Below are 26,992 nucleotides of genomic sequence, written 5' to 3' on the forward strand. Positions count from 1 at the left end.
ATGAAACTAAAGACCACATTGTTCGGCAATGTTTATCAGTTTAAGGATGTAAAAGAGGTGCTGGCCAAAGCCAACGAACTGCGTTCGGGGGATGTGCTGGCCGGCGTCGCGGCGCAAAGCTCGCAGGAGCGCGTCGCGGCGAAACAGGTGTTGTCGGAAATGACGGTGGCGGATATTCGCAACAACCCGGTGATTTCCTATGAAGAAGACTGCGTTACGCGTCTGATTCAGGACGACGTCAACGAAACGGCCTACAACCGCATTAAGCACTGGAGCATCAGCGAGCTGCGTGAGCACGTGCTGAGCGATGACACCTCGGTGGATGATATTGCCTTTACGCGAAAAGGACTGACTTCGGAAGTGGTGGCGGCGGTGGCGAAGATCTGCTCTAACGCGGATCTGATCTACGGCGGCAAGAAAATGCCGGTGATCAAAAAGGCCAATACCACGATCGGGATCCCGGGCACCTTCAGCTGTCGTCTACAGCCGAACGATACCCGTGACGATGTGCAGAGTATTGCCGCGCAAATCTACGAAGGGCTCTCTTTCGGTGCTGGCGATGCGGTGATTGGCGTCAACCCGGTGACCGACGACGTGGAGAACTTAAGCCGCGTACTGGACACGGTTTATGGGGTGATCGACAAGTTTAACATCCCGACTCAGGGCTGCGTGCTGGCGCACGTCACCACCCAGATTGAAGCGATCCGTCGCGGCGCTCCCGGCGGGCTGATCTTCCAGAGTATCTGCGGCAGCGAAAAGGGCTTAAAAGAGTTCGGCGTGGAGCTGGCAATGCTGGACGAAGCGCGTGCGGTGGGGGCGGAGTTTAACCGCATCGCCGGGGAAAACTGCCTGTACTTTGAAACCGGGCAGGGCTCAGCGCTCTCCGCCGGGGCGAACTTCGGGGCGGACCAGGTGACGATGGAAGCGCGTAACTACGGTCTGGCGCGTCACTACGATCCCTTCCTCGTTAACACCGTGGTCGGCTTTATCGGGCCGGAGTATCTCTACAATGACCGCCAGATCATTCGTGCCGGTCTGGAAGACCACTTTATGGGCAAGCTGAGCGGCATCTCAATGGGCTGTGACTGCTGCTACACCAACCATGCCGATGCCGATCAGAACCTCAACGAAAACCTGATGATTCTGCTCGCCACCGCGGGCTGCAACTACATCATGGGGATGCCGCTTGGCGACGACATCATGCTCAACTACCAGACCACCGCTTTCCACGATACCGCGACCGTACGCCAGTTGCTGAATTTGCGCCCGTCGCCGGAATTTGAACGCTGGCTGGAAACGATGGGCATTATGGCAAATGGTCGCCTGACCAAACGGGCGGGCGATCCGTCACTGTTCTTCTGATGACGCGGGGATGACAAACCATGGATCAAAAACAGATTGAAGAAATTGTACGCAGCGTGATGGCGTCAATGGGACAGACACAGCCGCAGACCGCCGCCCCGTCGCCGCAGTCCTGCAACCAGGCACAGTGCGCGGCGCCGTCCACCGCAGAAAGCTGCGCGCTGGATCTGGGCTCCGCCGAAGCGAAGGCCTGGATTGGCGTGGAGAATCCGCACCGCGCTGAGGTGCTGACCGAACTGCGGCGCAGTACCGCTGCACGGGTCTGCACCGGACGCGCCGGTCCGCGTCCACGCACCCAGGCGCTGCTGCGTTTTCTCGCGGACCACTCGCGCTCAAAAGACACCGTACTGAAAGAGGTGCCGGAAGAGTGGGTGAAAGCGCAGGGACTGCTGGAAGTGCGCTCGGAAATTAGCGACAAGAATCTCTACCTGACGCGCCCGGATATGGGCCGCCGTCTGAGCCAGGAAGCCATAGACGCGCTGAAATCGCAGTGCGTCGCAAACCCGGATGTTCAGGTGGTGGTGTCTGACGGCCTGTCAACGGATGCGATCACCGCGAACTACGAAGAGATCCTGCCGCCGCTGCTGTCCGGTCTGAAGCAGGCCGGGCTGAAGGTCGGGACACCGTTCTTTGTCCGCTATGGCCGCGTGAAGATTGAAGATCAGATCGGCGAGATCCTCGGCGCGAAAGTGGTGATTCTGCTGGTCGGTGAGCGTCCGGGACTGGGGCAGTCGGAAAGTCTCTCCTGCTATGCGGTCTATTCACCGCGCGTGGCAACGACGGTGGAGGCCGACCGCACCTGTATTTCCAACATCCACCAGGGCGGCACGCCGCCGGTAGAAGCGGCCGCCGTCATCGTAGATTTGGCCAAACGCATGCTGGAGCAGAAAGCGTCCGGCATCAACATGACCCGTTAAGGAGGCATCATGCCAGCATTAGATTTGATTCGACCCTCGGTCAGCGCAATGCGCGTGATTGCTTCGGTGAACGACGGGTTTGCGCGTGAACTTAAATTACCGCCGCATATACGTAGCCTCGGTCTCATCACGGCAGACTCTGATGACGTGACGTATATTGCCGCAGACGAAGCGACAAAACAGGCGATGGTTGAAGTGGTGTATGGCCGTTCGCTGTATGCCGGGGCCGCTCACGGGCCGTCACCGACGGCCGGTGAAGTGTTGATTATGTTGGGGGGACCGAACCCGGCGGAAGTGCGCGCCGGTCTGGATGCGATGGTCGCGCATATTGAAGGCGGCGCGGCGTTTCAGTGGGCGAACGATGCAGAAAACACGGCGTTTCTGGCGCATGTGGTATCGCGTACCGGTTCTTATCTCTCGTCAACGGCAGGCATTGCATTGGGCGATCCGCTGGCCTATCTGGTGGCACCGCCGCTGGAAGCAACCTATGGCATTGATGCGGCGATGAAATCTGCTGATGTCCAACTGGTGACCTACGTGCCGCCGCCATCGGAAACCAACTACTCGGCGGCGTTTTTGACCGGCAGCCAGGCTGCCTGTAAAGCCGCCTGCAATGCCTTTGCCGATGCGGTTCTGGACATCGCCCGTAACCCTGTTCAGCGCGCGTAACGGAGGTCATCAATGATCAATGCACTGGGGTTGCTGGAAGTGGAAGGCATGGTCGCCGCCGTTGATGCGGCGGATGCGATGCTGAAAGCCGCCAACGTCAACCTGCTGAGCCATGAAGTGCTTGACCCGGGCAAAGTAACGCTGGTGGTGGAAGGCGATTTGGCGGCGTGCCGCGCGGCGCTGGATGCCGGGAGCGCCGCGGCGCAGCGGACAGGTCGCGTCATCAGCCGCAAAGAAATTGGTCGGCCAGAAGATGACACCCAGTGGCTGATCGGCGGATTCAAGCGTGCGTCGAAACCCCCTGAGCAGAAGAACGTGCCACAGCCGAAAGCGCCTGCACGGTCTGAATACGCCGACGCGCTGCTGGCGCAGCTCGCCACCGTGCGTCAGGGGATGACGGCTGGAGAGGTCGCCGCGCACTTTGGCTGGCCGCTTGAAGAGGCCAGAAACGCGCTGGAACAGCTCTTTACTGACGGGGCGTTGCGTAAACGCAGTAGTCGCTATCGCTTAAAAAATTAACCTTTCGGAGGGCCGGGCGTCTTACCAGGCGTCCGGCATAAAAGATCATGAAAAAGACCCGTTCAGCCAGTTTGCACCATCTTTATCATGAAGCGTTACCCGAAGACGTTAAACTCACGCCAAAGGTTGAAGTGGACAACGTTCACCAGCGGCGGACCACGGATGTTTATGAGCATGCCCTGACAATCACCGCCTGGCAGCAGATTTACGATCAACTGCATCCGGGCAAGTTTCATGGCGAATTCACGGAAATCCTGCTCGATGATATTCAGGTTTTTCGCGAATACACTGGACTGGCGCTGCGTCAGTCATGCCTGGTATGGCCGAATTCGTTCTGGTTTGGCATTCCGGCCACGCGCGGCGAGCAGGGATTTATTGGCGCGCAGTGCCTCGGCAGCGCCGAGATTGCAACTCGCCCTGGCGGTACCGAGTTCGAGCTGAGCACGCCGGATGATTACACGATCCTTGGGGTGGTGATCTCAGAGGATGTGATTACCCGCCAGGCACAGTTTTTACATAATCCGGAAAGGGTGCTGCATATGCTGCGCAACCAGTCGGCGCTGGAAGTCAAAGAGCAGCACAAGGCGGCGCTGTGGGGCTTTGTCCAGCAGGCGCTGGCGACTTTTAGCGAGAACCCGGAGAATCTACATCAAGGCGCAGTACGTAAGGTGCTGGGGGATAATCTGCTGCTGGCGATGGGGGCGATGCTGGAAGACGCGCATCCCATCAACTCGGCGGAGAGTATTAGCCACCAGGGCTATCGCAGACTGCTCTCCCGGGCACGGGACTATGTGCTGGACAATATGTCGGAGCCGCTAACGGTGCTCGATCTCTGCAATCAGCTCCATGTCAGCCGTCGTACGTTGCAGAATGCATTTCACGCCATTCTGGGGATTGGGCCAAATGCATGGCTGAAGCGCATTCGCCTGAATGCGGTGCGACGGGAATTAATCAGCCCGTGGTCGCAGAGTACCACGGTCAAGGATGCGGCAATGCAATGGGGATTCTGGCATTTAGGGCAGTTTGCCACCGACTACCAGCAGTTGTTCGCGGAGAAGCCATCGCTGACGTTGCACCAGCGCATGCGGCAATGGATGTAGTTGCTGCCTGATGGCGCTTCGCTTATCAGGCCTACAAAGCCAGACCCCGTAGGCCGGATAAGGCGAAGCCGCCATCCGGCATCAATAACGCTTTCAGGCCTGGGGAGTGCGTTACACCCACTCACGCACCTGAATAAAATCGCTCAGTGCGGCCTCCGGGCTGCCGGCATCTGGCTGCCAGTCGTATTCCCAACGCACCAGGGGCGGCATTGACATCAGAATCGATTCGGTGCGCCCGCCGGTCTGTAGCCCAAACAGGGTGCCACGATCCCACACCAGATTAAACTCCACGTAACGACCACGACGATAGAGCTGGAAGTTACGCTCACGTTCACCCCAGCTCATCGCCTTACGCCGCTCAACGATTGGCAGATACGCCTCGGTATAGCCCTGGCCGACGGCCTGCATAAAGGCGAAACAGTGGTCAAAATCCGGCGTGTTCAGATCGTCGAAAAACAGCCCGCCGATCCCACGCTGCTCGTTGCGATGCCTGAGGAAGAAATAGTCATCGCACCACTTTTTGTAACGTGGATAGACATCGTCGCCAAACGGCTGGCACAAATCGCGTGCGGTGCGATGCCAGTGAACGGCGTCTTCTTCAAAACCGTAGTAGGGGGTTAAGTCGAAGCCACCGCCAAACCACCAGACCGGGTCAGCGCCCGGTTTTTCGGCAATGAAGAAACGTACGTTGGCATGGCTGGTGGGAATATAAGGATTGAGCGGATGCACGACCAGCGATACGCCCATCGCTTCAAAACAGCGTCCCGCCAGTTCCGGGCGATGGGCCGTGGCCGACGCTGGCATCGCGTCACCGTGTACGTGAGAAAAATTAACGCCAGCCTGTTCGAAGATGCCGCCGTTACGCAGTACCCGGCTGCGTCCGCCGCCGCCCGCGTCACGCTGCCAGCTATCTTCAACAAACTCCACGCCGTCAAGGGCCGTGAGTCGCTGGCAAATGACATCCTGCAAATTCAGCAGGAACTGTTTTACGCGTAGAGCATCGGGTTTCATGATTACCGTTTCTTCGAGTGGGCTTTCTGATTATCAAACCAGTGGAAATAGCTGATCACACCGTTGGCGATGGCGGTGGCAATCTTCTGGCGAAAGGCCGTAGTGCCCAGCAGTCGCTCTTCTTCCGGGTTGGTGATGAACGAGGTTTCCACCAACACCGAGGGGATTGATGGTGATTTTAGCACCACAAACGCGGCCTGTTCCGTACTGCGACTGTGCAGTTTGTGTACCGGCTTGATCTTCCTGAGAATATGTGAACCCAGCGTCAGGCTGTTTTTAATCGTATCCGTCTGTACCAGATCGAACAGCACCTGCTGTAACAGGTGATCTTTGTCGGTCGTTTTCTTGCCGGCGACTTCATCGGCGCGGTTTTCGCGATCGGAAAGGTATTTCGCCATGGCGCTACTGGCCCCGCGATTGGAGAGGGCAAATACCGACGCGCCCGCGGCGCTGGGATTGGTAAAGCCGTCAGCGTGAATCGACATAAACAGATCTGCGCCGTGCTTGTGGGCGATTTCGACACGATCGTACAGGGGAATAAAGGTGTCGCCAGAACGCGTCAGACGGCAGTCGATCCCCTGGTTGCGTAAAATGGAACGCACATTTTTCGCAATCGCCAGCACAACGTGTTTTTCTTTGGAGCCGTTGCGGCCAATGGCTCCGGTGTCGATACCCCCGTGACCCGGGTCCAACACGACAATGCGCCTGCTGCCCGCTTTTTTCATGGCAGGCTGGCTGTGACCATTACTGGTTTTCAGTGGGGCTTCTTTGGCTGTGGCGTTCGCCATCCCTGTTAATGTCAGCGCCGCCAGTCCGGCTTTCAGCACCTGACGGCGCGATGTAAGAGTTTTTAGCGGTTTAAAAGTGCTCATACGGCCTGAGTTGTAAAAAAAAGAATCCCGATGTTATATCGTATCGCGTAATCCGTTACGACGCTTGCTGTTGAGAATTGTTTTACTTTTCATTTCAATACGTGACAATCCGCTATTATGCCATTTTTTCCACCGTTTCGCGTCAGATATTGGCTAAATGGGGCGTTCGCGCCATAATCGGAGTTTTAACCTTGAAAAGGGCCTCAGTACCATGGAGATACGCGTTTTTCGCCAGGAAGATTTCGAAGAGGTGATCACCCTCTGGGAGCGCTGCGATTTGTTGCGTCCGTGGAATGACCCGGAAATGGATATCGAGCGGAAGGTAAACCACGACGTCAGTCTGTTTCTCGTTGCGGAAGTGAACGGGGAAGTGGTGGGGACGGTGATGGGCGGCTACGACGGTCATCGCGGGTCGGCCTATTATCTTGGCGTGCACCCGGAGTTTCGCGGTCGCGGCATCGCCAATGCGCTGCTTAACCGACTCGAGAAGAAACTCATCGCGCGCGGTTGCCCGAAGATTCAGATCATGGTGCGTGAAGATAACGACGTGGTGCTGGGAATGTATGAACGGCTCGGCTATGAGCATTCTGACGTGCTGTGCCTGGGAAAACGCCTGATCGAAGATGAAGAATACTGAGTTTCATCCTGCAGATTATGACGGCCACGGTCATTTACGTCTGCCCTTTCTGTTCTGGTTTGTGCTGCTGCTTCAGGCGCGGACCTGGGTACTGTTTGTGATTGCCGGTACTTCTCGCGAGCAGGGCACTGCGCTACTGAATCTGTTTTATCCCGATCACGACAGCTTTTGGCTGGGGCTGCTGCCCGGCATTCCGGCCGTGCTCGCGTTTTTGCTGAGCGGGCGACGTTACACTTTCCCGCGCTTATGGCAGGCATTGCGACTGCTGTTGGTTATTGCACAGGTGGTGCTGCTCTGCTGGCAGCCCCTGCTGTGGTTCAATGGCACTCCTGTGAACGGCGCAGGACTGGCGCTGGTGGTGGCGGATATCGTGGCGCTTTTGTGGTTATTGACCAATCGACGAATGCGTGCCTGTTTTGCCCTGGAAAAAGAATGACGGAACTTTTTGGGGAAGCCGGACTCCAGGTAACGTTGATTATTGAAGAAAGGAATTGAGATGAAATCGCTGCGTATCTTGTTATGTGTGATGCCGCTGGCGCTGACCGGCTGTTCGACGCTGTCGTCGGTAAACTGGTCTGCCGCCAATCCGTGGAACTGGTTTGGTTCATCGACAGAAGTTACCGAGCAGGGGGTTGGCGCACTCACGGCATCAACGCCGCTAAATGAACAGGCCATTGCCGATGCGCTTGACGGCGACTATCGCCTGCGCAGCGGCATGAAGACTGAGAATGGCAACGTGGTGCGCTTTTTCGAAGCCATGAACGGCGACAAGGTGGCTATGGTCATTCACGGCGAGCAGGGTAATATCAGCCGTATTGATGTGCTGGATAGCGGGATTCCTTCTGACGCAGGCGTTGAAATTGGCACACCGTTTAGCGACCTCTACAGCAAAGCGTTCGGCAATTGTCAGCCTGCCAGTCACGATGAGCAGAGCGCAGTAGAATGTAAAGCTGAAGGCAGTCAACATATCAGCTATCTCTTTACCGGCGAATGGAAGGGGCCGGAAGGGTTAATGCCGCCGGACGATACGCTGAAAGCGTGGAAAGTGAGCAAAATTATCTGGCGTCGTTAATTTGCGTCTGAACAAACCCTCGAACGTAAAAACAGGGTAAAATAACGCTCATCAATGCCACGATTGCGTGGCATTCTCATTTTTCAGGAGGAATGATGTCTCAGGTTCAGAGTGGTATTTTGCCAGAGCATTGCCGTGCGGCGATTTGGATTGAAGCGAATGTGAAAGGCGATGTTGATGCCCTGCGGGGTGCCAGCAAAGCATTCGCCGATAAACTGGCGACCTTCGAAGCGAAATTCCCGGACGCCCATCTGGGGGCGGTCGTGGCTTTTGGCAACAACACCTGGCGCGCTCTGAGCGGCGGGGTGGGGGCTGAAGAGCTGAAAGATTTTATCCCTTATGGTAAAGGCTTGGCCCCGGCGACGCAGTACGATGTGCTGATCCACATTCTTTCTCTGCGTCACGATGTGAACTTTTCTGTCGCTCAGGCGGCGATGGAAGCCTTCGGCGATTGCATTGAGGTCCAGGAAGAGATCCACGGTTTCCGTTGGGTGGAAGAGCGCGATCTCAGCGGCTTTGTCGACGGTACGGAAAACCCGGCAGGGGAAGAGACGCGCCGTGAAGTGGCGGTCATCAAAGACGGTGTGGATGCCGGCGGCAGCTACGTCTTTGTTCAGCGCTGGGAGCATAACCTGAAACAGCTCAACCGAATGAGTATTCACGATCAGGAGATGATGATCGGGCGTACCAAAGAAGCCAACGAAGAGATTGATGGTGACGATCGCCCGGTAACGTCGCACCTGAGCCGTGTGGATCTGAAAGAAGACGGCAAAGGGCTGAAAATTGTTCGCCAGAGCTTGCCATACGGCACCGCCAGCGGCACTCACGGTCTCTATTTCTGCGCCTACTGCGCACGTCTGCACAACATTGAACAGCAATTACTGAGCATGTTTGGCGATACTGACGGAAAACGCGACGCCATGCTGCGCTTCACCAAACCGGTGACCGGCGGATATTACTTTGCGCCGTCGCTGGACCGTTTACTCGCGCTGTAATGTTTGTTCCTGTCACTCCACCGTAGGCCTGATAAGCGTAGCGCCATCAGGCACGAATGCGTTGTTGATGCCGGATGGCGGCTTTGCCTTATCCGGCCTACGGCTACAATGTTTGTTCCTGTCACTCCACCGTAGGCCTGATAAGCGTAGCGCCATCAGGCGCGAATACGTTGTTGATGCCGGATGGCGGCTTTGCCTTATCCGGCCTACGGCTACAATGTTTGTTCCTGTCACCCCACCGTAGGCCTGATAAGCGTAGCGCCATCAGGCGCGAATGCGTTGTTGATGCCGGATGGCGGCTTTGCCTGATCCGGCACAGCAGTGAAAAATACCAATCCCCGCCCCGGCGGGGATTATTTTTATCTAAGATTTACCTTAATTAGTGAGCTGTTCCTCAGCACGTATCCTTTTTTGCTGTATTTTCAATGCTAATGGAGTGTGAGACTTCATATTCACAAGGAGAGCATTGAAATGGGTAAACTCACGGGCAAAACAGCATTGATTACGGGCGCATCACAGGGCATTGGCGAAGGCATCGCCAAAGTGTTTGCCCGGCATGGGGCGAACTTAATCTTGCTGGATATCTCCGATGAGATTGAAAAGCTGGCGGACGAACTGGGTGGCCGCGGGCATCGCTGTACGGCTGTGACTGCGGATGTGACCAATCCCGCGTCCGTGGCGGCGGCGTTGAAGAAAGCGAAAGAGGTAGAAGGCCGCATTGACATTCTGGTCAACAATGCGGGCGTCTGCCGTCTGGGAAGCTTCCTCGACATGAGCGACGAGGACCGCGACTTCCACATTGATGTGAACATCAAAGGCGTCTGGAACGTGACTAAAGCCGTTCTGCCGGAGATGATTAAACGTAAAGACGGTCGCATCGTGATGATGTCCTCGGTCACCGGCGATATGGTCGCCGATCCGGGTGAAACCGCCTATGCGTTATCGAAGGCGGCGATTGTCGGGTTGACCAAATCGCTGGCGGTGGAGTATGCCCAGTCAGGGATTCGCGTGAATGCGATTTGCCCGGGCTACGTGCGTACCCCGATGGCGGAAAGCATCGCGCAGCAGTCCAATCCGGCCGATCCGGAATCTGTGTTGACCGAGATGGCGAAGGCGATCCCGCTGCGTCGACTGGCTTGCCCGCTGGAAGTGGGGGAGCTGGCTGCCTTCCTCGCCTCTGATGAATCCAGCTATCTCACGGGGACGCAGAACGTGATTGACGGCGGCAGCACGTTGCCGGAGACCGTCAGCGTCGGAATCTGACGACCGCACAACCCCTTCTGACCATCAGGAGGGGTTTCTCTTATTCCCTTTTCAACTTTCAAATCAGTAAACGGTATATAAAACCGTTACTCCTTTCACACTCGTTATAAATATTATGGATATTAGAAAGTCATCAAATTTATAAGGGTGCGCAATGGCCGTTAACTTACTGAAAAAAAGATATCTGACGCTGATGGCGTCGCTGTTACTGGTCGGTCAGGCGCAGGCGACGGAGTTGTTAAACAGCTCATATGACGTCTCCCGTGAACTGTTTGCCGCCCTCAATCCGCCGTTTGAACAGCAGTGGGCGAAAGATAACGGTGGCGATAAGCTGACAATTAAGCAGTCGCACGCAGGTTCCTCAAAGCAGGCGCTGGCGATTTTGCAGGGACTGAAAGCCGACGTCGTGACCTACAACCAGGTGACCGATGTGCAGATCCTGCATGACAAAGGTAAGTTGATCCCGGCCGACTGGCAAAGCCGTTTGCCGAACAACAGCTCACCGTTTTACTCCACGATGGGATTCCTGGTACGTAAAGGCAACCCGAAGAACATTCGCGACTGGAACGACCTTGTCCGAACTGACGTGAAGCTGATCTTCCCGAACCCGAAAACCTCCGGTAACGCCCGTTACACGTATCTGGCCGCCTGGGGTGCCGCTGATAATGCGGACGGTGGCGATAAAGCCAAAACCGAACAGTTCATGACCCAGTTTCTGAAAAACGTTGAAGTGTTTGATACCGGCGGTCGCGGTGCGACCACCACGTTTGCTGAGCGCGGACTGGGCGATGTGCTGATTAGCTTTGAATCCGAAGTGAACAACATTCGCAAACAGTATGAAGCGCAGGGTTTTGAAGTCGTTATCCCGAAAACCAATATTCTGGCTGAGTTCCCGGTTGCCTGGGTGGATAAAAACGTGCAGGCCAACGGTACCGAGAAAGTGGCGAAAGCCTATCTGAACTGGCTATACAGCCCGCAGGCGCAAACCATCATCACTGACTACTACTACCGCGTGAACAACCCGGAGGTGATGGACAAGCTGAAAGACAAATTCCCGCAGACCGAACTGTTCCGCGTGGAAGATAAATTTGGCTCCTGGCCTGAAGTGATGAAAACCCATTTCGCCAGCGGTGGTGAACTGGACAAACTGCTGGCGGCGGGGCGTAAGTAATGTTTGCTGTCTCCTCCCGACGCGTGCTGCCCGGCTTTACCTTAAGCCTGGGCACCAGCCTGCTGTTCGTTTGCCTGATTTTGCTACTGCCGCTCAGCGCGCTGGTGATGCAACTGGCGCAGATGAGCTGGGCGCAATACTGGGATGTGATTACTAATCCGCAGGTGGTTGCTGCTTATAAGGTGACGCTGCTGTCGGCGTTTGTGGCGTCAATTTTTAACGGCGTGTTTGGCCTGCTGATGGCGTGGATTTTAACCCGTTATCGTTTCCCGGGGCGCACGCTGCTGGATGCGCTGATGGACCTGCCGTTTGCGCTGCCGACGGCAGTTGCCGGTCTGACGCTGGCCTCGCTGTTTTCCGTTAATGGTTTCTACGGCGAATGGCTGGCAAAGTTTGATATCAAGGTGACGTACACCTGGCTTGGCATTGCGGTGGCGATGGCGTTCACCAGCATTCCGTTTGTGGTGCGCACCGTGCAACCGGTGCTGGAAGAGTTAGGCCCGGAGTATGAAGAAGCGGCGGAAACCCTGGGCGCTACGCGGCTGCAAAGTTTTCGCAAGGTGGTTTTGCCGGAACTGTCGCCAGCGCTGGTTGCCGGCGTGGCGCTGTCGTTTACCCGTAGTCTCGGCGAGTTCGGCGCGGTGATTTTCATCGCTGGCAATATCGCCTGGAAAACGGAAGTCACCTCGCTGATGATTTTTGTTCGCTTGCAGGAGTTTGACTACCCTGCCGCCAGCGCGATTGCCTCGGTGATCCTCGCGGCATCGTTGTTGCTGCTGTTTTCAATTAATACCCTGCAAAGTCGCTTTGGCCGACGTGTGGTAGGTCACTAATGGCGGAAGTTACTCAATTGAAGCGTTATGACGCCCCCCGCATCAACTGGGGTAAATGGTTTTTGATTGGCACTGGCATGCTGGTGTCGGCGTTTATTCTGCTGGTGCCGATGATCTACATTTTCGCCAAAGCGTTTAGCCTTGGGGTGATGCCCGTGCTGCAGAATCTCGCCGATCCGGATATGCTGCATGCCATCTGGCTGACGGTGCTTATTGCCCTGATTGCGGTGCCGGTGAACCTGGTGTTTGGCGTTCTGCTGGCCTGGCTGGTAACCCGTTTTAACTTTCCGGGTCGCCAGCTGCTACTGACGCTGCTGGACATTCCTTTTGCGGTCTCGCCGGTGGTGGCGGGTCTGGTCTATCTGCTGTTTTACGGTTCTAACGGTCCGCTGGGCGGCTGGCTGGACGAGCATAATCTACAAATTATGTTCTCCTGGCCGGGAATGGTACTGGTCACCATCTTCGTGACCTGTCCGTTTGTGGTGCGTGAACTGGTGCCGGTGATGCTCAGTCAGGGCAGTCAGGAAGATGAAGCGGCGATTCTGCTGGGCGCATCTGGCTGGCAGATGTTTCGTCGTGTGACGCTGCCAAACATTCGCTGGGCGCTGCTGTATGGCGTGGTGCTGACTAACGCCCGCGCGATTGGCGAGTTTGGCGCGGTGTCGGTAGTTTCCGGCTCGATTCGCGGCGAAACCCTGTCGCTGCCGTTACAGATTGAATTACTGGAGCAGGACTACAACACCGTCGGCTCCTTTACCGCTGCGGCACTATTGACGCTGATGGCGATTATTACCCTGTTTTTGAAGAGCATGTTGCAATGGCGCCTGGAGAATCAGGAAAAACGCGCGCAACAGGAGGAAAATCATGAGCATTGAGATTGCCAATATTAAGAAGTCTTTTGGTCGCACCCAGGTGCTGAACGATATCTCACTGGATATTCCTTCAGGTCAGATGGTTGCCTTGCTGGGGCCGTCCGGTTCCGGTAAAACCACGCTGTTGCGCATTATTGCCGGGCTGGAACATCAGTCCAGCGGACATATTCGCTTCCACGGTACCGACGTCAGCCGCCTGCATGCGCGCGATCGTAAGGTGGGATTTGTCTTTCAACACTATGCGCTGTTTCGCCATATGACGGTGTTCGACAACATCGCCTTTGGCCTGAGCGTCCTGCCGCGCCGTGAGCGGCCTAATGCGGCGGCGATTAAAGCCAAAGTGACGACACTGCTGGAGATGGTGCAACTGGCACACCTGGCCGATCGCTTCCCGGCACAGCTTTCAGGTGGACAAAAACAGCGTGTCGCGCTGGCCCGTGCCTTAGCTGTTGAACCGCAAATTCTGCTGCTGGATGAGCCGTTCGGCGCCCTTGATGCGCAGGTGCGTAAAGAGCTGCGCCGCTGGCTGCGTCAACTGCATGAAGAGCTGAAATTCACCAGCGTCTTTGTCACACACGATCAGGAAGAGGCTACCGAAGTGGCAGACCGCGTGGTGGTGATGAGCCAGGGCAATATTGAACAGGCCGATGCGCCGGACCAGGTCTGGCGTGAACCGGCGACCCGCTTTGTGCTGGAATTTATGGGTGAAGTGAACCGCCTGCAAGGCACAATTCGCGGTGGGCAGTTCCACGTTGGCGCACACCGTTGGCCGCTGGGCTATACGCCAGGATATCAGGGGCCGGTCGATCTGTTCCTGCGTCCGTGGGAAGTCGATATCAGTCGCCGTACCAGCCTGGATTCACCGTTGCCGGTACAGGTCATTGAAGCCAGCCCGAAAGGCCACTACACCCAATTAGTCGTGCAGCCGCTCGGGTGGTATCACGATCCGCTGACCGTGGTCATGCAGGGGGATGATGCTCCGGTACGCGGCGAGCGCCTGTTTGTGGGCCTGCAAAACGCACGTTTGTATAACGGCAATCAGCGTATTGAGACCCGTGAAGAGGAACTTGCTCTGGCACAAAGTGCCTGATAGGTTATCACTATGTTTTTCGCCCGGAAGCACACCGTGATCCGGGCTTTTTTATGGACAGCGTGCGTGAACACATTAGAACAAACCATTGGCAATACGCCTCTGGTGAAACTGCAACGGCTGACGCCGGATAACGGCAGTGAAATCTGGGTCAAACTGGAAGGTAATAACCCGGCAGGATCGGTGAAAGATCGTGCCGCGTTATCCATGATTGTGGAGGCGGAAAAACGCGGTGAGATTAAACCTGGTGATGTGTTAATTGAGGCCACCAGTGGGAATACTGGCATTGCGCTGGCGATGATTGCGGCACTGAAAGGCTATCGCATGAAGCTGCTAATGCCGGACAACATGAGCCAGGAACGTCGTGCGGCGATGCGCGCCTACGGTGCCGAACTGATTCTGGTGACGAAAGAGCAGGGAATGGAAGGGGCGCGCGATTTAGCGCTGGAGATGGCTCAGCGCGGCGAAGGCAAGCTGTTGGACCAGTTCAACAACCCTGATAACCCGTACGCACACTACACCTCCACGGGGCCGGAAATCTGGCGGCAAACGTCGGGACGTCTCACCCATTTTGTTTCCAGCATGGGCACGACGGGTACCATCACTGGCGTATCACGCTTTTTGCGTGAGCAGGCCCGCGCGGTCACTATTGTGGGCTTGCAACCGGAAGAGGGCAGCAGCATTCCGGGGATTCGCCGCTGGCCTGCGGAATACATGCCGGGCATTTTTAACGCCCAGCTTGTCGATCAGGTCGTGGATATTCACCAGCGAGACGCAGAGAACACCATGCGTGAACTGGCGGTACGTGAAGGGATCTTCTGTGGCGTCAGCTCAGGCGGCGCAGTCGCTGGTGCGATACGGATTGCGAAAGCAAATCCGGGCGCGGTGGTGGTGGCGATTATTTGCGATCGCGGCGATCGTTATCTGTCTACCGGTGTGTTTGGCGAAGAGCATTTCAGCCAGGGGGCGGGGATTTAATCACATTGCCCGGCGATAGCCGGGCAATGTGGGTTAACCCTGGCGTTTTTGTACCAGTAGATCGAGGAATTGCCAGAGCTTTTCATTCATCTCACGGTAATCCCATTCGCGCATTTCCGCATTCGAACGAATAAAGCGCTTCCCTTTGGCTTCCGCCAGCTCCTGCTCAGAATGTTTAATCAGCCCGTCCACCGCCTCGGGAGTAAATTCCATGTGGCACTGGAAGCCATAGACAAAATTGCCATACTGCACGATCTGCCGCGGGCAGCCGACGCTTGCGGCAAGTACCGTGGCCTGATCGGTAAGTCCAGGCATATCGTTGTGCCAGTGACCGACAGTCAGCGGAGAGCCGAAGTGGGCAAGCAATGGATGCTGTTTTCCGGCTTCGGTCAGCGTAATGGGATAGTGACCAATCTCTTTTTCCGGGCTCTGGCAAACCCTTGCCCCCAGCGCTTCGCCAATCAACTGCGAACCCAGACAGATCCCGACCACAATTCGACCCGCTGAGATGGCCTGGTTGATCAGGTGTTGCTCGGCCTTTGAGTCAAAATAAGGGCATTCTGCGAGCGTGGTGCGTGGTGACTGTGGTCCCCCAAAAACAACCAGCATATCAAAACCATCGGCGTTAGCCGGAACAGGTTCGTTATCGTAGACGCGGGTCCAGGTGATGTGGTGACCGCGCGTTTCAGCCCACGGCAAATAGGCGCCAGCCGATTCAAATGATTCGTGAATAACAAAATGAACGTGCACGGATGATCTCCTGTTATTGGCTCAGCGCCTGAGAAAGATGGGCGGCCAGGCGGTTGATATCATTGTCATTGAGTGTGGAAAGGGTAATACGCAGACCTTGTGCGGGCGTGTTGACACCGAAAGCGTCGCCTTCACGCACCAGCCAACCGGCTTTCGCCAGCGTGAATGCAACGCTCTGGCTGGCTTCGGCAAGCGGTAGCCACAGGTTCAGACCATCGCCGGGGAAAACGCTGTTGATGCCTTGTGCTTGCAGCGCCTGCGTCAGTTTACGCTGCTGCTCGGCGTAAAACAGGCGGGATTCGGTGAGCGTTTGCTGCCAGGCAGGGTCTGCCAGACAGGTGTAAACCAGATCCTGCAAAATGTGGCTGACCCACTGACTGCCGGCGTTAAGACGCAGGCGTAATTTTGCCGACGTCGCGGGATCGCTGGCGACAATGGCAAGACGCAGGTCTGGCCCCAGCGTTTTCGACATTGAGCGAACAACCGACCAGTGGCGCGTTTCTGCTGCAATCACCGGATACCACGCACAGGCGGAAAGCAGGGCAAAGTGGTCATCAACAATCACCAACACCTGTGGGTAACGCGCAAGGATTGCCCGTAATGCGCCAGCGCGTGCGGCGCTTAAACTGCATCCCGTCGGGTTGTGCGCCCGGGGCGTAACGATCACTGCCCTGGCGCCTTTACTCAGCGCCTGTTCGAGCCCCTCCGGTTGCATCCCTTCGCTATCGACGCTCACCGGGCTGGCACTGAATCCGGCATATCGCAACATATTGATACTGCTTAAAAAGCAAGGGTCTTCAACCACCACGCTGTCGCCGGGTAGCAGATGGGCGCTTAGCAGGCGTTCAATGGCGTCAATCGCGCCGCTGGTGATATCAATTTCACCCGCTGCGGGAACGGCATCCTGCATCCACTGTGTAGCCCAGCGCTTAAGCTGCGGAGAAACGGGTGTATCGCCATACAGGCGGTGGGCATGATGACATTTTGCAAAGTAACGGCTCAGGTCGGGCAGGCGAGCCGGGTCAGGATTGCCGCTGGAGAGATCGCGAAGCGGCGTGTGTGGGTCGCCGCCTTCGTGCGCAATGGGGGACGAGGCGCTTTTAATGACGGTGCCATTGCGGCCACGGCTTTGCGCCAGTCCGGATGTCACCAGGCGTTTGTAGGCCGCTGCGACAGTATTGCGATTCACGTTGAGCTGCGCTGCAAGTTCCCGTACCGGCGGCAATGTTTCACCCGCCGGCAACACGCCGCTGGTTACGTGCTGACGTATACTGTCAAAGATTTCACTGGCGGTTTTTCCGTCGATCATTATTGACCTATGACAAAATGAATTTTAGCATATGACGATAATAGTGAGGCACCCGCCCGCTGTCCAGTGAGAGGAAAAGTTTATGGGGAAGGAGAGTGATATTCAGTCAGTACTCTTCGACGATAAGCATCGGGCGTTGCAGACCGATATTGTCGCCGTTCAGTCACAGGTGGTGTATGGCAGCGTTGGCAACAGCATCGCTGTGCCAGCCATCAAAGCAAAGGGCTTGCGGGTGACGGCGGTGCCTACCGTCCTGTTCAGTAATACGCCGCACTATGACACGTTCTATGGTGGCGTCATTCCGGCTGACTGGTTCCGTGGTTATTTGCAGGCGTTAAGCGAGCGTGATGCGCTGCGCGAGTTAAAGGCCGTAACCACGGGTTATATGGGCAGCGCAGAGCAAATCGCTCTGCTGGCGCAATGGTTGCAAAACGTTCGTAAAACGCATCCTGATATTCCTGTTCTGGTCGATCCGGTGATTGGCGATACCGATAGCGGGATGTATGTGAAAGCCGAGATACCGGATGCCTATCGACATCACCTGTTGCCGTTGGCGCAGGGGCTGACGCCAAATGTCTTCGAACTGGAGATGCTCAGCGGTATGCCGTGTCGCACAGTCGAGGAGGCTGCCATCGCGGCGAGATCGCTGCTGAACGACACGCTGAAGTGGGTTGTGATCACCAGTGCGCCAGGACAGGACAGTGAAACTATCAATGTGGCGGTGGTGACGGCGCAAACGCTGGATGTGATTGAGCATTCACGGGTCGAAACCGATCTGAAAGGAACCGGCGATCTCTTCTGTGCCGAGTTGATTAGCGGCATTGTGCTGGGGAAATCGCTGACGCAGGCAACGCAACAGGCAGCGGAACGCGTGCTGGAGGTGATGACCTGGACGCAGCAATGCGGATGTGACGAACTGATACTGCCTCCGGCAGGGGAGGCGAGATGAAGAGCTATCGGTTGGTGGTTCGCCAGCAGGGACGTATCGTGGGGCATTTTGAAACCAGCGGGCAGAACGCACTGGAAGATATCTGCGTGGCGCGCGCGATGTTTGGCATCACGGGCGGCTATCAGTGTGAGTTACTGGTTTCTGATGCAGAAAAACGGATGCTGGAGAGCGGGCCGGAAGGGATGAAAATCCTGATGCGTGAAAAGTGTTATCGCCCGGTGACCTCACCATTATGACCGCATCACCGATGCCGGATAGCGGCGTAAGCGCCTTATCCGGCCTATGGGCCCAACTCCCTGGTGAGATATCACGTAGGGCTGATAAGCGCGGCGCCATCAGGCGGGTTTTGCCATCCGGGAGATAAAAAAATGGCGCCAGGAGGCGCCATTTTTTCCTGCGGCAAGAATTATTTCTTGATGCGGATAACCGGGGTTTCACCTACAGTCACGCTACCGGACAGTTTGATCAGTTCTTTGATTTCGTCCATGTTGGAGATAACAACCGGAGTCAGAGTCGACTTGGCTTTTTCTTCCAGCAGCGGCAGATCGAATTCAATTACCGGGTCACCCACTTTCACACGCTGGCCTTCTTCAGCGATACGCTTGAAGCCTTCGCCTTTCAGCTCAACGGTGTCGATACCGAAGTGAACAAACAGTTCGATACCGCTATCGGATTCGATAGAGAACGCATGGTTGGTCTCAAAGATTTTGCCGATGGTACCGTCAACCGGTGCAACCATCTTGTTACCGGTTGGTTTGATAGCAATGCCATCACCCACGATTTTTTCAGCAAAAACGACATCCGGTACGTCTTCGATGTTGACGATCTCGCCAGAGAGCGGTGCAACAATCTCAATAGTTCCGGTGTCTTTCTTATCATCAGAAACCAGAGACTTCAGTTTATCGAACAAACCCATGATCTTCTCCTAAGCAGTAAATTGGGCCGCATCTCGTGGATTAGCAGATTGTTTTTTCTTCAATGAACTTGTTAACCAGCGTCATTAACTCGTCCGTTGTCGGTTGAGCAAGAGCCTGCTCTGCTAACACCTTCGCATCTTCGAAGTTCGTGTTACGGATAATCTTCTTAATGCGCGGGATAGAAATGGCGCTCATAGAGAATTCGTCCAGACCCATCCCCAGCAACAGAAGTGTAGCACGTTCGTCGCCTGCAAGCTCACCACACATGCCAGTCCATTTACCTTCAGCATGAGAAGCATCAATAACTTGCTTGATCAAGTTCAGCACGGACGGTGACATTGGCTGGTAGAGATGTGAAATCATATCATTACCACGGTCAACTGCCAGAGTGTACTGCGTTAAATCATTGGTACCAATACTAAAGAAATCAACTTCTTTGGCTAAATGACGAGCAATCGTTGCCGCAGCCGGTGTTTCCACCATCACGCCAATCTCAATGGCTTCGTCAAATGCTTTACCTTCGTCACGCAGTTCCTGTTTGTAGATTTCGATCTCTTTGCGCAGTGCGCGGACTTCTTCAACAGAGATGATCATCGGGAACATAATGCGCAGTTTACCGAAAGCAGACGCGCGCAGGATGGCTCGAACCTGATCGCGCAGGATCTCTTTACGATCCATCGCGATACGCACGGCACGCCAGCCCAGGAACGGGTTTTCTTCTTTCGGGAAATTCATGTACGGCAGTTCTTTGTCGCCACCGATGTCCATGGTACGCACAATCACCGCCTGAGAGCCACAGGCTTCAGCTACGGCTTTGTACGCGGCAAACTGTTCTTCTTCTGTCGGCAGCGCGTCACGGTCCATAAACAGGAATTCAGTACGGTACAGACCAACGCCTTCCGCACCGTTGCGCTCTGCACCTTCGACGTCACGCACGGTACCGATGTTGGCGCACACTTCAACCTGATGGCCATCCAGCGTGATGGCCGGCAGGTCTTTCAGTTTAGCCAGTTCCGCTTTTTCAGTGGCAACTTGCTCCTGAACGGCGCGCAGTTTTTCAATTTCTTCGTTGGTTGGGTTGACGTAAACCTGGTTGTTTACGGCATCCAGAATCAGATAGTCGTCGTTTTTCACCTGAGAGGTGACGCTACCGGTACCCACGATGGCTGGCAGTTCCAGAGAACGCGCCATGATAGAGGTGTGGGAGGTGCGGCCGCCCGCGTCAGTAATGAAACCCAGCACCTTTTGCAGGTTCAGCTGTGCGGTTTCAGACGGGGTCAGGTCAGCGGCAACCAGGATCACTTCGTCCTGAATAGCGCTCAGGTCGATAATTGCCAGCCCGAGGATGTTGCGCAGCAGGCGCTTACCGATGTCACGTACGTCAGCCGCACGTTCTTTCAGGTATTCATCATCCAGTTCTTCCAGGGCAGTGGCCTGACCTTCAATAATCTCATGCGCGGCTGCGTCAGCCGTCATGTGTTTATCTTTAATCAGGGCTATGATTTCCTGCTCCAGCTCCTCATCTTCGAGTAGCATGATATGCCCTTCGAAAATGGCTTCTTTTTCTTCACCGAACGTTTCACCAGCTTTCGTTTTGATCGCTTCTAACTGTGCAGATGCCTTGGCACGACCGCTCAGAAAACGTTCAACTTCCTGATCAACCTTGTCGGCAGAAATTTTTTTCCGGTCAATGACGATTTCGTCTTCTTTCAGCAATAGTGCTTTGCCGAAAGCGATACCCGGGGATGCTAAAATGCCTGAAATCATAACCCTACCTTACTTGTGACTGATTTTTAAAAGAACCCGGAAAAACTTATTCCAGTTCCGCCATCAGCTTGACCAGATGTTCTACGGCTTTCTGCTCGTCTTCACCTTCTGCGGAGATGGTAACGACAGTACCCTGAGTCAGACCCAGAGTTTGCAGTTTAAACAGGCTTTTCGCGCTGGCGCTTTTGCCGTTGGAAGTCACAGTAATCTCAGAAGTGAAGCCTTTCGCTTCTTTAACAAACTGAGCAGCAGGGCGGGTGTGCAGACCGTTCGGAGCGGTAATGGTAACTTCTTGCTGGAACATTGTATTTCCCCAACTTATAGGTTTAGTGTTGTGGAACTAAAGTCTAGCCTGGCGGTTTGACTTTAGCCTGTATTGTTAGCGCCGGCGTAAACGGGCGCGACATACCAGGTGTTTTACGCCATCCGTTGCTGTCAACCTCTGGCCGCTGACGTTTCGCTCGTCATTAAACATTATGCCGCTAAATCAATACTTGAACCAAATCATAAAATCGATTCAGCCAGCAGTTTTCCTGTAATGATTAATTTCGCGCTTCAAAATAATTAATCAGGTTAAATACCAGACCTGGCGGGGTGAAGCAATGGCAGGTGGGGTGAAAATTTGAAGCAGGCCACAAAAAAGCACCTGAAAAGGTGCTTTTTTACGCGTTTTTAACATGCTGGCATTACTGTTGCAGTTCTTTCTCTGTGAAGAGATCGGCAAACAGTGCAGTGCTCAGATAACGCTCACCCGATGACGGTAGGATAACCACAATATTCTTGTTGGTAAAGGTTTCATCTTCCTGAAGCTTAAGGGCAGCAGCCACTGCGGCTCCGGAGGAGATACCGGCAAGGATGCCTTCCTCTTCCATCAGTCGGCGGGCGGTGGAGATCGCCTCTTCGTTGGTGATGGCGACCACTTTGTCGATCAGTTTCAGATCCAGGTTACCCGGAATGAAACCGGCGCCGATACCCTGAATCTTGTGCGGGCCTGGCTTCAGCTCTTCGCCTGCCAGCGCCTGCGCGATAACCGGGGAATCCGTTGGCTCAACGGCAACGGTAATCAGGTCGCTTTTGCCTTTGGTACCTTTAATGTAGCGGGTGACGCCGGTCAGCGTACCGCCAGTCCCTACGCCGGAGATGAAAACATCAACCTGGCCGTCGGTATCTTCCCAGATTTCCGGACCCGTGGTTTTCTCGTGAATTTCCGGGTTCGCCGGGTTGCTGAACTGCTGAAGCAGCAGATATTTCTCCGGATCGCTGGCAACAATCTCTTCGGCTTTCTGAATCGCCCCTTTCATGCCTTTTGCACCTTCGGTCAGCACCAGATTGGCGCCCAGCGCTTTCAGCAGTTTGCGACGTTCGATACTCATGGTTTCCGGCATGGTCAGTGTCAGCTTGTAACCACGTGCTGCAGCGACATAGGCCAGCGCGATGCCTGTGTTGCCGCTGGTGGGCTCAACCAGCTCGACGCCTGGTTTCAGCACGCCGCGTTTTTCAGCATCCCAAATCATATTGGCACCGATACGGCATTTCACGCTAAAGCTCGGGTTACGTGATTCCACCTTCGCCAGAATGCGTCCGTTACCGATACGGTTCAGTCGAACCAGCGGCGTATGACCGATAGTCAGCGAGTTGTCTTCAAAAATCTTACTCATGGCCTGTCCTTAACTGTATGAAATTGGGATACCTTCCCAGCATACCCTTCAGGGGGAGATGGGGAAGTAAAGATTTCGCATATCTATATGCTATGGAGAAATAATGGGGATCAGTATGGAATAAGAGGTGGCATAAGCAACCTCTCGTTTACACATTTTTGCATTACTTCCATAACGCGTGCTTAGCACGATAGCAATCGACCCACATCGCCGTGGCGCCACAGACTGCCACCGGCATGATGAAGAGATTGAGTACCGGAATCAGCGTAAACAGGCTGGTGAGCGCACCAAACTGCATATTGATGATCTTGCGGCTGCGTAGGGCGGTGCGCATTTCTTTAAACGGCACTTTATGGTTGTCAAAAGGGTAATCGCAATACTGAATAGCCAGCATCCAGGCGCTGAACAGGAACCACAGCACGGGGGCGACGGTTTGCCCGATGCCGGGAATAAAGTAAAGGATCAGCAGCACGATGGCGCGTGGCAAATACCAGGCCAGCTTTTGCCATTCGCGTTTCATAATGCGCGGCACATCTTTCATGATCCCCAGAACGCCTGTATCCGGTGGTGTGGCGCCCGTCAGACGCGCTTCCAGTTGTTCTGCCAGCAATCCATTAAACGGCGCGGCGATCCAGTTGGCGAGCGTTGAGAAAAAGTAGCCGAATACCAGCAGTACAGAGAGGACGGCGACAGGCCATAGCAGATAGCTCAGCCATTGCAGCCAGTCCGGGACGTGACTCATGAGTGACGGGATCCAGACATCCAACTGTGTGAACAGCCACCAGAACGCACTGCCCATTAGCAGAATGTTAACCAGTAGCGGTAAAATGACATAGCGACGGATCCCCGGTTGCGAAACCAGTTTCCACCCCTGAGCAAAGTAGTAAACACCGCTGCGTGGTGCAGTGACAGATGATGACACCATAGTCAGGACATGCTCCTTTTCGTATAAGTCCTAAGCGAACACGGGTATCTTACCGGGTTATCGCACACAGAACAGTTCGGAAATGTTCGAAAAAACAGCAAAAAGCACGATTTCGTTCATCTTTATGCTGTGAAAGCTAAGAGTACACTTGCACTTGACGTAATCGGCAAATACTCTTAGTGAGTAAATGTTTGCCGTGGTGGCAAGGTGTTAGAACAACAGAGAATATAATGATGCAGGATTTGCGTCTGATATTAATCATTGTTGGCGCGATCGCCATAATCGCTTTACTGGTACATGGTTTCTGGACCAGCCGTAAAGAACGATCTTCTATGTTCCGCGATCGTCCACTAAAACGCATGAAATCAAAACGCGACGACGACTCGTATGACGATGATGTTGAAGCAGACGAAGGCGTTGGTGAAGTTCGTGTTCACCGTGTGAATCATGCCCCTGGCAACCCGCAGGAGCATGAAGCTCCTCGCCAGTCGCCGCAACACCAGTACCAGCCGCCTTATGCGTCGGCACAGCCGCGTCAGCCGGTTCAGCCATCGCCTGAAGCGCCGGTACAGCCGCAGCATGCCCAGCGTCCGCCGCAGCAACCGGTCCAGCAGCCACAGCCTGCACCGCAGCAATCCGCTCAGCCGCAGCCGGTGCACCAGCCTGCGCCGCAACAACCTGTGCATCAGCCGCAGCCGGTTCAACAACAACCCGTTGCGCCGCAGGTTCAGCCCGTTCAGCCGACTGTACCGCAACCGTCGCAACAGGCTTTCCAGCCCGCAGAACCCGTGGTCGAGCCGCAGCCTGAGCCCGTCGTTGAAGAAGCGCCAGCTCCGGAAAAACCGCAGCGTAAAGAAGCGGTAATCATCATGAACGTCGCCGCCCATCATGGCAGCGAACTTAACGGTGAAGTGCTGCTCAACAGCATTCAGCAGGCCGGATTCAAATTTGGTGACATGAATATTTTCCATCGCCATTTGAGCCCGGATGGCAGCGGCCCGGCGTTATTCAGCCTGGCGAATATGGTTAACCCGGGTACGTTTGATCCAGAAATGGTCGACTTCACCACGCCGGGCGTGACCATCTTTATGCAGGTGCCGTCTTACGGCGATGAACTGCAAAACTTTAAACTGATGCTGCAATCCGCACAGCACATTGCCGATGAAGTCGGTGGCGTAGTGCTCGACGATCAGCGTCGGATGATGACGCCACAAAAATTGCGCGAGTATCAGGACCGAATCCGCGAAGTGAAAGACGCGAACGCCTGATAAACTCAAGGCACGACAACTTCCTTTCTGAACCCCCGCCTGTCGGGGGTTTTTTATCATTGATGGTGCGATATGGAATCAATTGAACAACAACTGACCGAACTGCGAACCACGCTTCGCCATCATGAGTATCTTTACCATGTGATGGATGCGCCAGAAATCCCGGATGCGGAATATGACCGTCTGATGCGCGAACTGCGTGAGCTGGAAGCACTGCACCCGGATCTGATCACCCCGGACTCTCCGACTCAGCGCGTGGGCGCTGCGCCGCTGGCTTCTTTCAGCCAGATTCGTCATGAAGTGCCGATGTTGTCACTGGACAACGTCTTTGATGAAGAGAGTTTCCTGGCCTTTAACAAGCGCGTGCAGGACCGCCTTAATAGCAGCGATAAGTTGACCTGGTGCTGTGAGATGAAGCTGGACGGCCTGGCGGTCAGCCTTCTTTACGAAAATGGCGTACTCGTCAGCGCCGCCACTCGTGGTGATGGCACGACCGGTGAGGATATTACCTCAAACGTGCGGACTATCCGCGCTATCCCGCTGAAACTCCACGGCGATAACATTCCGACGCGTCTGGAAGTGCGTGGTGAAGTTTTCCTGCCACAGGCTGGTTTTGAAAAGATCAATGAAGATGCTCGCCGTACGGGGGGAAAGCTGTTTGCTAACCCGCGCAACGCGGCGGCAGGATCGCTGCGCCAGCTCGATCCGCGCATCACCGCGAAGCGACCGCTCACTTTCTTTTGCTACGGTGTTGGCGTGCTGGAAGGGGGCGAACTGCCTGATACGCATCTCGGCCGTCTGCTGCAATTCAAAGCGTGGGGGCTGCCGGTTAGCGATCGCGTGACGCTGTGTGACTCGCCGGAAGCGGTGCTGGCTTTTTACCACAAGGTGGAAGAAGACCGCCCGACTCTGGGCTTCGACATCGATGGCGTGGTGATTAAGGTCAACTCGATGGCGCTACAGGAACAACTGGGGTTCGTCGCCCGTGCGCCGCGCTGGGCGGTGGCCTTTAAATTCCCGGCGCAAGAGCAGATGACCTTTGTTCGTGACGTGGAATTTCAGGTTGGCCGCACCGGGGCGATTACTCCCGTTGCGCGTCTTGAACCTGTTCAGGTTGCGGGTGTACTGGTGAGTAACGCCACGCTGCATAATGCCGATGAAATCGAGCGTCTTGGGTTGCGTATTGGCGATAAGGTGGTAATTCGCCGTGCTGGCGATGTCATCCCGCAGGTGGTCAACGTGGTGCTTTCCGAGCGTCCGGACGACACGCGACCCGTAGAGTTTCCGACGCATTGCCCGGTGTGCAATTCCGATGTCGAACGCGTGGAAGGTGAAGCGGTTGCTCGCTGTACTGGTGGCCTGATTTGCGGCGCGCAACGTAAAGAGTCCCTCAAGCATTTCGTGTCTCGGCGGGCGATGGACGTGGACGGGATGGGAGACAAGATTATCGACCAACTGGTCGAGAAAGAGTATGTCCACACGCCGGCGGATCTGTTCAGGTTGACTGCCGGTAAACTGACCGGTCTCGACCGGATGGGGCCGAAGTCGGCGCAAAACGTGGTGGATGCGCTGGAAAAATCGAAAGAGACGACCTTTGCGCGCTTTCTGTACGCGCTCGGTATCCGGGAAGTTGGTGAGGCCACGGCGGCAGGTCTGGCGGCCTTTTTTGGTACGCTGGAGGCGCTGGAGGCGGCGTCCATCGACGAGCTGCAAAAAGTCCCCGATGTGGGCATTGTCGTCGCCACCCATGTATTTAACTTCTTTGCCGAAGAGAGCAACCGCGATGTGATCGCGCAGCTACTGGCGGAAGGTATTCGCTGGCCTGCGCCGGTGGCGATCAACGTGGAAGAGATCGACAGTCCTTTTGCCGGGAAAACGGTGGTGTTGACTGGGAGCCTGAGTCAGATGTCTCGTGATGACGCGAAAGCGCGTCTGGTGGAACTCGGCGCGAAAGTGGCGGGTAGCGTCTCGAAGAAGACCGATCTGGTCATTGCTGGCGAAGCGGCAGGTTCCAAGCTGGCAAAAGCGCAAGAGTTGGGGATCGCGGTGATTGATGAAGCGGAAATGCTCCGCATGCTGGGCGTCTGA

At 55.4% G+C, this 26,992-nt stretch carries 28 protein-coding genes; 19 read left to right on the top strand and 9 right to left on the bottom strand.

Going from position 1 to position 26,992, the window contains the following annotated elements:
- Genes eutB through eutR form a run of 5 tightly spaced genes read left to right on the top strand, consistent with a single transcriptional unit; the run spans window position 1 to window position 4,567 of the window.
- Complete coding sequence (gene eutB / locus KE671_RS18320; RefSeq protein WP_206164406.1) at window positions 1-1,362, top strand: ethanolamine ammonia-lyase subunit EutB; 1,362 nt, start codon at window positions 1-3, stop codon at window positions 1,360-1,362.
- Between the two features lie 20 nt (window positions 1,363-1,382).
- Window positions 1,383-2,279, top strand: a complete 897-nt coding sequence (eutC, locus tag KE671_RS18325) for an ethanolamine ammonia-lyase subunit EutC (protein ID WP_206164405.1) — start codon at window positions 1,383-1,385, stop codon at window positions 2,277-2,279.
- Between the two features lie 9 nt (window positions 2,280-2,288).
- Window positions 2,289-2,948 carry an ethanolamine utilization microcompartment protein EutL gene (gene eutL, locus KE671_RS18330; RefSeq protein ID WP_046484833.1) on the top strand — a complete coding sequence of 220 codons (660 nt, stop codon included), beginning with the start codon at window positions 2,289-2,291 and terminating at the stop codon, window positions 2,946-2,948.
- A 12-nt stretch (window positions 2,949-2,960) separates the two neighbouring features.
- Entirely contained in the window at window positions 2,961-3,467 is a 507-nt protein-coding gene (eutK, locus tag KE671_RS18335; protein ID WP_206164404.1) for an ethanolamine utilization microcompartment protein EutK, read from the top strand.
- 47 nt (window positions 3,468-3,514) lie between these two features.
- Window positions 3,515-4,567, top strand: a complete 1,053-nt coding sequence (gene eutR / locus KE671_RS18340) for an HTH-type transcriptional regulator EutR (RefSeq protein ID WP_206164403.1) — start codon at window positions 3,515-3,517, stop codon at window positions 4,565-4,567.
- Window positions 4,568-4,678: 111 nt separating this feature from the next.
- Here the strand turns inward: eutR and hemF are convergent, their stop codons facing one another.
- Together hemF and amiA are read right to left on the bottom strand one after the other, a co-directional pair.
- Window positions 4,679-5,578: an oxygen-dependent coproporphyrinogen oxidase gene (hemF, locus tag KE671_RS18345; RefSeq protein WP_206164402.1), complete on the bottom strand. Its 900-nt coding sequence runs from the start codon at window positions 5,576-5,578 to the stop codon at window positions 4,679-4,681.
- Between the two features lie 2 nt (window positions 5,579-5,580).
- Complete coding sequence (gene amiA / locus KE671_RS18350; protein WP_206164401.1) at window positions 5,581-6,450, bottom strand: N-acetylmuramoyl-L-alanine amidase AmiA; 870 nt, start codon at window positions 6,448-6,450, stop codon at window positions 5,581-5,583.
- 211 nt (window positions 6,451-6,661) lie between these two features.
- Here amiA and KE671_RS18355 point away from each other — a divergent pair, with 211 nt between their 5' ends.
- The 10 genes from KE671_RS18355 to cysM all read left to right on the top strand — a co-directional run bounded on the left by KE671_RS18355 (window position 6,662) and on the right by cysM (window position 15,361).
- Window positions 6,662-7,087, top strand: coding sequence for a GNAT family acetyltransferase (locus tag KE671_RS18355; RefSeq protein ID WP_042317665.1), 426 nt, complete (start codon window positions 6,662-6,664; stop codon window positions 7,085-7,087).
- Window positions 7,074-7,523, top strand: coding sequence for a DUF2919 domain-containing protein (locus KE671_RS18360; RefSeq protein WP_206164400.1), 450 nt, complete (start codon window positions 7,074-7,076; stop codon window positions 7,521-7,523). The genes KE671_RS18355 and KE671_RS18360 overlap by 14 nt, the downstream gene beginning before the upstream one ends.
- A 60-nt stretch (window positions 7,524-7,583) precedes the next feature.
- On the top strand, window positions 7,584-8,159 hold the full coding sequence (locus tag KE671_RS18365; RefSeq protein WP_206164399.1) for an RpoE-regulated lipoprotein: 576 nt from the start codon (window positions 7,584-7,586) through the stop codon (window positions 8,157-8,159).
- 95 nt (window positions 8,160-8,254) lie between these two features.
- Complete coding sequence (gene yfeX, locus KE671_RS18370; protein ID WP_061074913.1) at window positions 8,255-9,154, top strand: porphyrinogen peroxidase; 900 nt, start codon at window positions 8,255-8,257, stop codon at window positions 9,152-9,154.
- A gap of 471 nt (window positions 9,155-9,625) precedes the next feature.
- Window positions 9,626-10,417: an SDR family oxidoreductase UcpA gene (gene ucpA, locus KE671_RS18375; RefSeq protein ID WP_206164050.1), complete on the top strand. Its 792-nt coding sequence runs from the start codon at window positions 9,626-9,628 to the stop codon at window positions 10,415-10,417.
- Window positions 10,418-10,571: 154 nt separating this feature from the next.
- A complete protein-coding gene (gene cysP / locus KE671_RS18380) occupies window positions 10,572-11,588 on the top strand; it encodes a sulfate ABC transporter substrate-binding protein (protein WP_206164051.1) in 1,017 nt (338 codons plus the stop codon).
- A complete protein-coding gene (gene cysT, locus KE671_RS18385) occupies window positions 11,588-12,421 on the top strand; it encodes a sulfate/thiosulfate ABC transporter permease CysT (RefSeq protein WP_061074910.1) in 834 nt (277 codons plus the stop codon). Before cysP ends, cysT begins: the two co-directional genes overlap by 1 nt.
- On the top strand, window positions 12,421-13,296 hold the full coding sequence (gene cysW, locus KE671_RS18390) for a sulfate/thiosulfate ABC transporter permease CysW (protein WP_206164052.1): 876 nt from the start codon (window positions 12,421-12,423) through the stop codon (window positions 13,294-13,296). The genes cysT and cysW overlap by 1 nt, the downstream gene beginning before the upstream one ends.
- Entirely contained in the window at window positions 13,286-14,383 is a 1,098-nt protein-coding gene (gene cysA / locus KE671_RS18395; RefSeq protein WP_206164053.1) for a sulfate/thiosulfate ABC transporter ATP-binding protein CysA, read from the top strand. The genes cysW and cysA overlap by 11 nt, the downstream gene beginning before the upstream one ends.
- A 66-nt stretch (window positions 14,384-14,449) precedes the next feature.
- Entirely contained in the window at window positions 14,450-15,361 is a 912-nt protein-coding gene (gene cysM, locus KE671_RS18400) for a cysteine synthase CysM (RefSeq protein WP_206164054.1), read from the top strand.
- Window positions 15,362-15,394: 33 nt separating this feature from the next.
- Here the strand turns inward: cysM and KE671_RS18405 are convergent, their stop codons facing one another.
- Together KE671_RS18405 and ptsJ are read right to left on the bottom strand one after the other, a co-directional pair.
- On the bottom strand, window positions 15,395-16,111 hold the full coding sequence (locus tag KE671_RS18405) for a type 1 glutamine amidotransferase (protein WP_206164055.1): 717 nt from the start codon (window positions 16,109-16,111) through the stop codon (window positions 15,395-15,397).
- Window positions 16,112-16,124: 13 nt separating this feature from the next.
- On the bottom strand, window positions 16,125-17,420 hold the full coding sequence (gene ptsJ / locus KE671_RS18410) for a transcriptional regulator PtsJ (RefSeq protein ID WP_206164056.1): 1,296 nt from the start codon (window positions 17,418-17,420) through the stop codon (window positions 16,125-16,127).
- A gap of 82 nt (window positions 17,421-17,502) precedes the next feature.
- Here ptsJ and pdxK point away from each other — a divergent pair, with 82 nt between their 5' ends.
- Window positions 17,503-18,369 (top strand): pyridoxine/pyridoxal/pyridoxamine kinase, encoded by an 867-nt coding sequence (gene pdxK, locus KE671_RS18415; RefSeq protein WP_206164057.1) that lies wholly within the window; start codon window positions 17,503-17,505, stop codon window positions 18,367-18,369.
- Complete coding sequence (locus KE671_RS18420; RefSeq protein WP_206164058.1) at window positions 18,366-18,605, top strand: cytoplasmic protein; 240 nt, start codon at window positions 18,366-18,368, stop codon at window positions 18,603-18,605. Before pdxK ends, KE671_RS18420 begins: the two co-directional genes overlap by 4 nt.
- Before the next feature lie 170 nt (window positions 18,606-18,775).
- Here the strand turns inward: KE671_RS18420 and crr are convergent, their stop codons facing one another.
- From crr to cysZ, 5 genes are all read right to left on the bottom strand, one after another.
- Window positions 18,776-19,285, bottom strand: a complete 510-nt coding sequence (gene crr, locus KE671_RS18425; protein WP_000522253.1) for a PTS glucose transporter subunit IIA — start codon at window positions 19,283-19,285, stop codon at window positions 18,776-18,778.
- Window positions 19,286-19,325: 40 nt separating this feature from the next.
- Complete coding sequence (gene ptsI, locus KE671_RS18430; protein WP_206164059.1) at window positions 19,326-21,053, bottom strand: phosphoenolpyruvate-protein phosphotransferase PtsI; 1,728 nt, start codon at window positions 21,051-21,053, stop codon at window positions 19,326-19,328.
- A 46-nt stretch (window positions 21,054-21,099) separates the two neighbouring features.
- On the bottom strand, window positions 21,100-21,357 hold the full coding sequence (gene ptsH, locus KE671_RS18435; RefSeq protein ID WP_000487600.1) for a phosphocarrier protein Hpr: 258 nt from the start codon (window positions 21,355-21,357) through the stop codon (window positions 21,100-21,102).
- Window positions 21,358-21,739: 382 nt separating this feature from the next.
- Window positions 21,740-22,711, bottom strand: coding sequence for a cysteine synthase A (gene cysK / locus KE671_RS18440; protein WP_206164060.1), 972 nt, complete (start codon window positions 22,709-22,711; stop codon window positions 21,740-21,742).
- 163 nt (window positions 22,712-22,874) lie between these two features.
- Complete coding sequence (gene cysZ / locus KE671_RS18445) at window positions 22,875-23,636, bottom strand: sulfate transporter CysZ (protein WP_206164061.1); 762 nt, start codon at window positions 23,634-23,636, stop codon at window positions 22,875-22,877.
- Between the two features lie 230 nt (window positions 23,637-23,866).
- Between cysZ and zipA the strand changes: the two genes are divergently transcribed.
- Both zipA and ligA read left to right on the top strand, forming a co-directional pair.
- Window positions 23,867-24,904: a cell division protein ZipA gene (zipA, locus tag KE671_RS18450; RefSeq protein WP_206164062.1), complete on the top strand. Its 1,038-nt coding sequence runs from the start codon at window positions 23,867-23,869 to the stop codon at window positions 24,902-24,904.
- Between the two features lie 72 nt (window positions 24,905-24,976).
- Window positions 24,977-26,992 carry an NAD-dependent DNA ligase LigA gene (gene ligA, locus KE671_RS18455; protein WP_206164063.1) on the top strand — a complete coding sequence of 672 codons (2,016 nt, stop codon included), beginning with the start codon at window positions 24,977-24,979 and terminating at the stop codon, window positions 26,990-26,992.

It is taken from the genome of Citrobacter amalonaticus, from assembly GCF_018252635.1.
GTDB classification, from domain to species: domain Bacteria; phylum Pseudomonadota; class Gammaproteobacteria; order Enterobacterales; family Enterobacteriaceae; genus Citrobacter_A; species Citrobacter_A amalonaticus_E.

Coding starts and splice junctions, on each gene's coding strand:
- KE671_RS18365 (WP_206164399.1), top strand. CDS start 7,584: ATGAAATCGCTGCGTATCTTGTTATGTGTGATGCCGCTGGCGCTGACC.
- crr (WP_000522253.1), bottom strand. CDS start 19,285: ATGGGTTTGTTCGATAAACTGAAGTCTCTGGTTTCTGATGATAAGAAA.
- cysW (WP_206164052.1), top strand. CDS start 12,421: ATGGCGGAAGTTACTCAATTGAAGCGTTATGACGCCCCCCGCATCAAC.
- ucpA (WP_206164050.1), top strand. CDS start 9,626: ATGGGTAAACTCACGGGCAAAACAGCATTGATTACGGGCGCATCACAG.
- pdxK (WP_206164057.1), top strand. CDS start 17,503: ATGGGGAAGGAGAGTGATATTCAGTCAGTACTCTTCGACGATAAGCAT.
- eutK (WP_206164404.1), top strand. CDS start 2,961: ATGATCAATGCACTGGGGTTGCTGGAAGTGGAAGGCATGGTCGCCGCC.
- amiA (WP_206164401.1), bottom strand. CDS start 6,450: ATGAGCACTTTTAAACCGCTAAAAACTCTTACATCGCGCCGTCAGGTG.
- cysT (WP_061074910.1), top strand. CDS start 11,588: ATGTTTGCTGTCTCCTCCCGACGCGTGCTGCCCGGCTTTACCTTAAGC.
- eutB (WP_206164406.1), top strand. CDS start 1: ATGAAACTAAAGACCACATTGTTCGGCAATGTTTATCAGTTTAAGGAT.
- ptsH (WP_000487600.1), bottom strand. CDS start 21,357: ATGTTCCAGCAAGAAGTTACCATTACCGCTCCGAACGGTCTGCACACC.
- cysZ (WP_206164061.1), bottom strand. CDS start 23,636: ATGGTGTCATCATCTGTCACTGCACCACGCAGCGGTGTTTACTACTTT.
- cysK (WP_206164060.1), bottom strand. CDS start 22,711: ATGAGTAAGATTTTTGAAGACAACTCGCTGACTATCGGTCATACGCCG.
- KE671_RS18420 (WP_206164058.1), top strand. CDS start 18,366: ATGAAGAGCTATCGGTTGGTGGTTCGCCAGCAGGGACGTATCGTGGGG.
- hemF (WP_206164402.1), bottom strand. CDS start 5,578: ATGAAACCCGATGCTCTACGCGTAAAACAGTTCCTGCTGAATTTGCAG.
- eutL (WP_046484833.1), top strand. CDS start 2,289: ATGCCAGCATTAGATTTGATTCGACCCTCGGTCAGCGCAATGCGCGTG.
- yfeX (WP_061074913.1), top strand. CDS start 8,255: ATGTCTCAGGTTCAGAGTGGTATTTTGCCAGAGCATTGCCGTGCGGCG.
- eutC (WP_206164405.1), top strand. CDS start 1,383: ATGGATCAAAAACAGATTGAAGAAATTGTACGCAGCGTGATGGCGTCA.
- ligA (WP_206164063.1), top strand. CDS start 24,977: ATGGAATCAATTGAACAACAACTGACCGAACTGCGAACCACGCTTCGC.
- ptsI (WP_206164059.1), bottom strand. CDS start 21,053: ATGATTTCAGGCATTTTAGCATCCCCGGGTATCGCTTTCGGCAAAGCA.
- cysA (WP_206164053.1), top strand. CDS start 13,286: ATGAGCATTGAGATTGCCAATATTAAGAAGTCTTTTGGTCGCACCCAG.
- KE671_RS18355 (WP_042317665.1), top strand. CDS start 6,662: ATGGAGATACGCGTTTTTCGCCAGGAAGATTTCGAAGAGGTGATCACC.
- ptsJ (WP_206164056.1), bottom strand. CDS start 17,420: ATGATCGACGGAAAAACCGCCAGTGAAATCTTTGACAGTATACGTCAG.
- KE671_RS18360 (WP_206164400.1), top strand. CDS start 7,074: ATGAAGAATACTGAGTTTCATCCTGCAGATTATGACGGCCACGGTCAT.
- eutR (WP_206164403.1), top strand. CDS start 3,515: ATGAAAAAGACCCGTTCAGCCAGTTTGCACCATCTTTATCATGAAGCG.
- zipA (WP_206164062.1), top strand. CDS start 23,867: ATGATGCAGGATTTGCGTCTGATATTAATCATTGTTGGCGCGATCGCC.
- cysP (WP_206164051.1), top strand. CDS start 10,572: ATGGCCGTTAACTTACTGAAAAAAAGATATCTGACGCTGATGGCGTCG.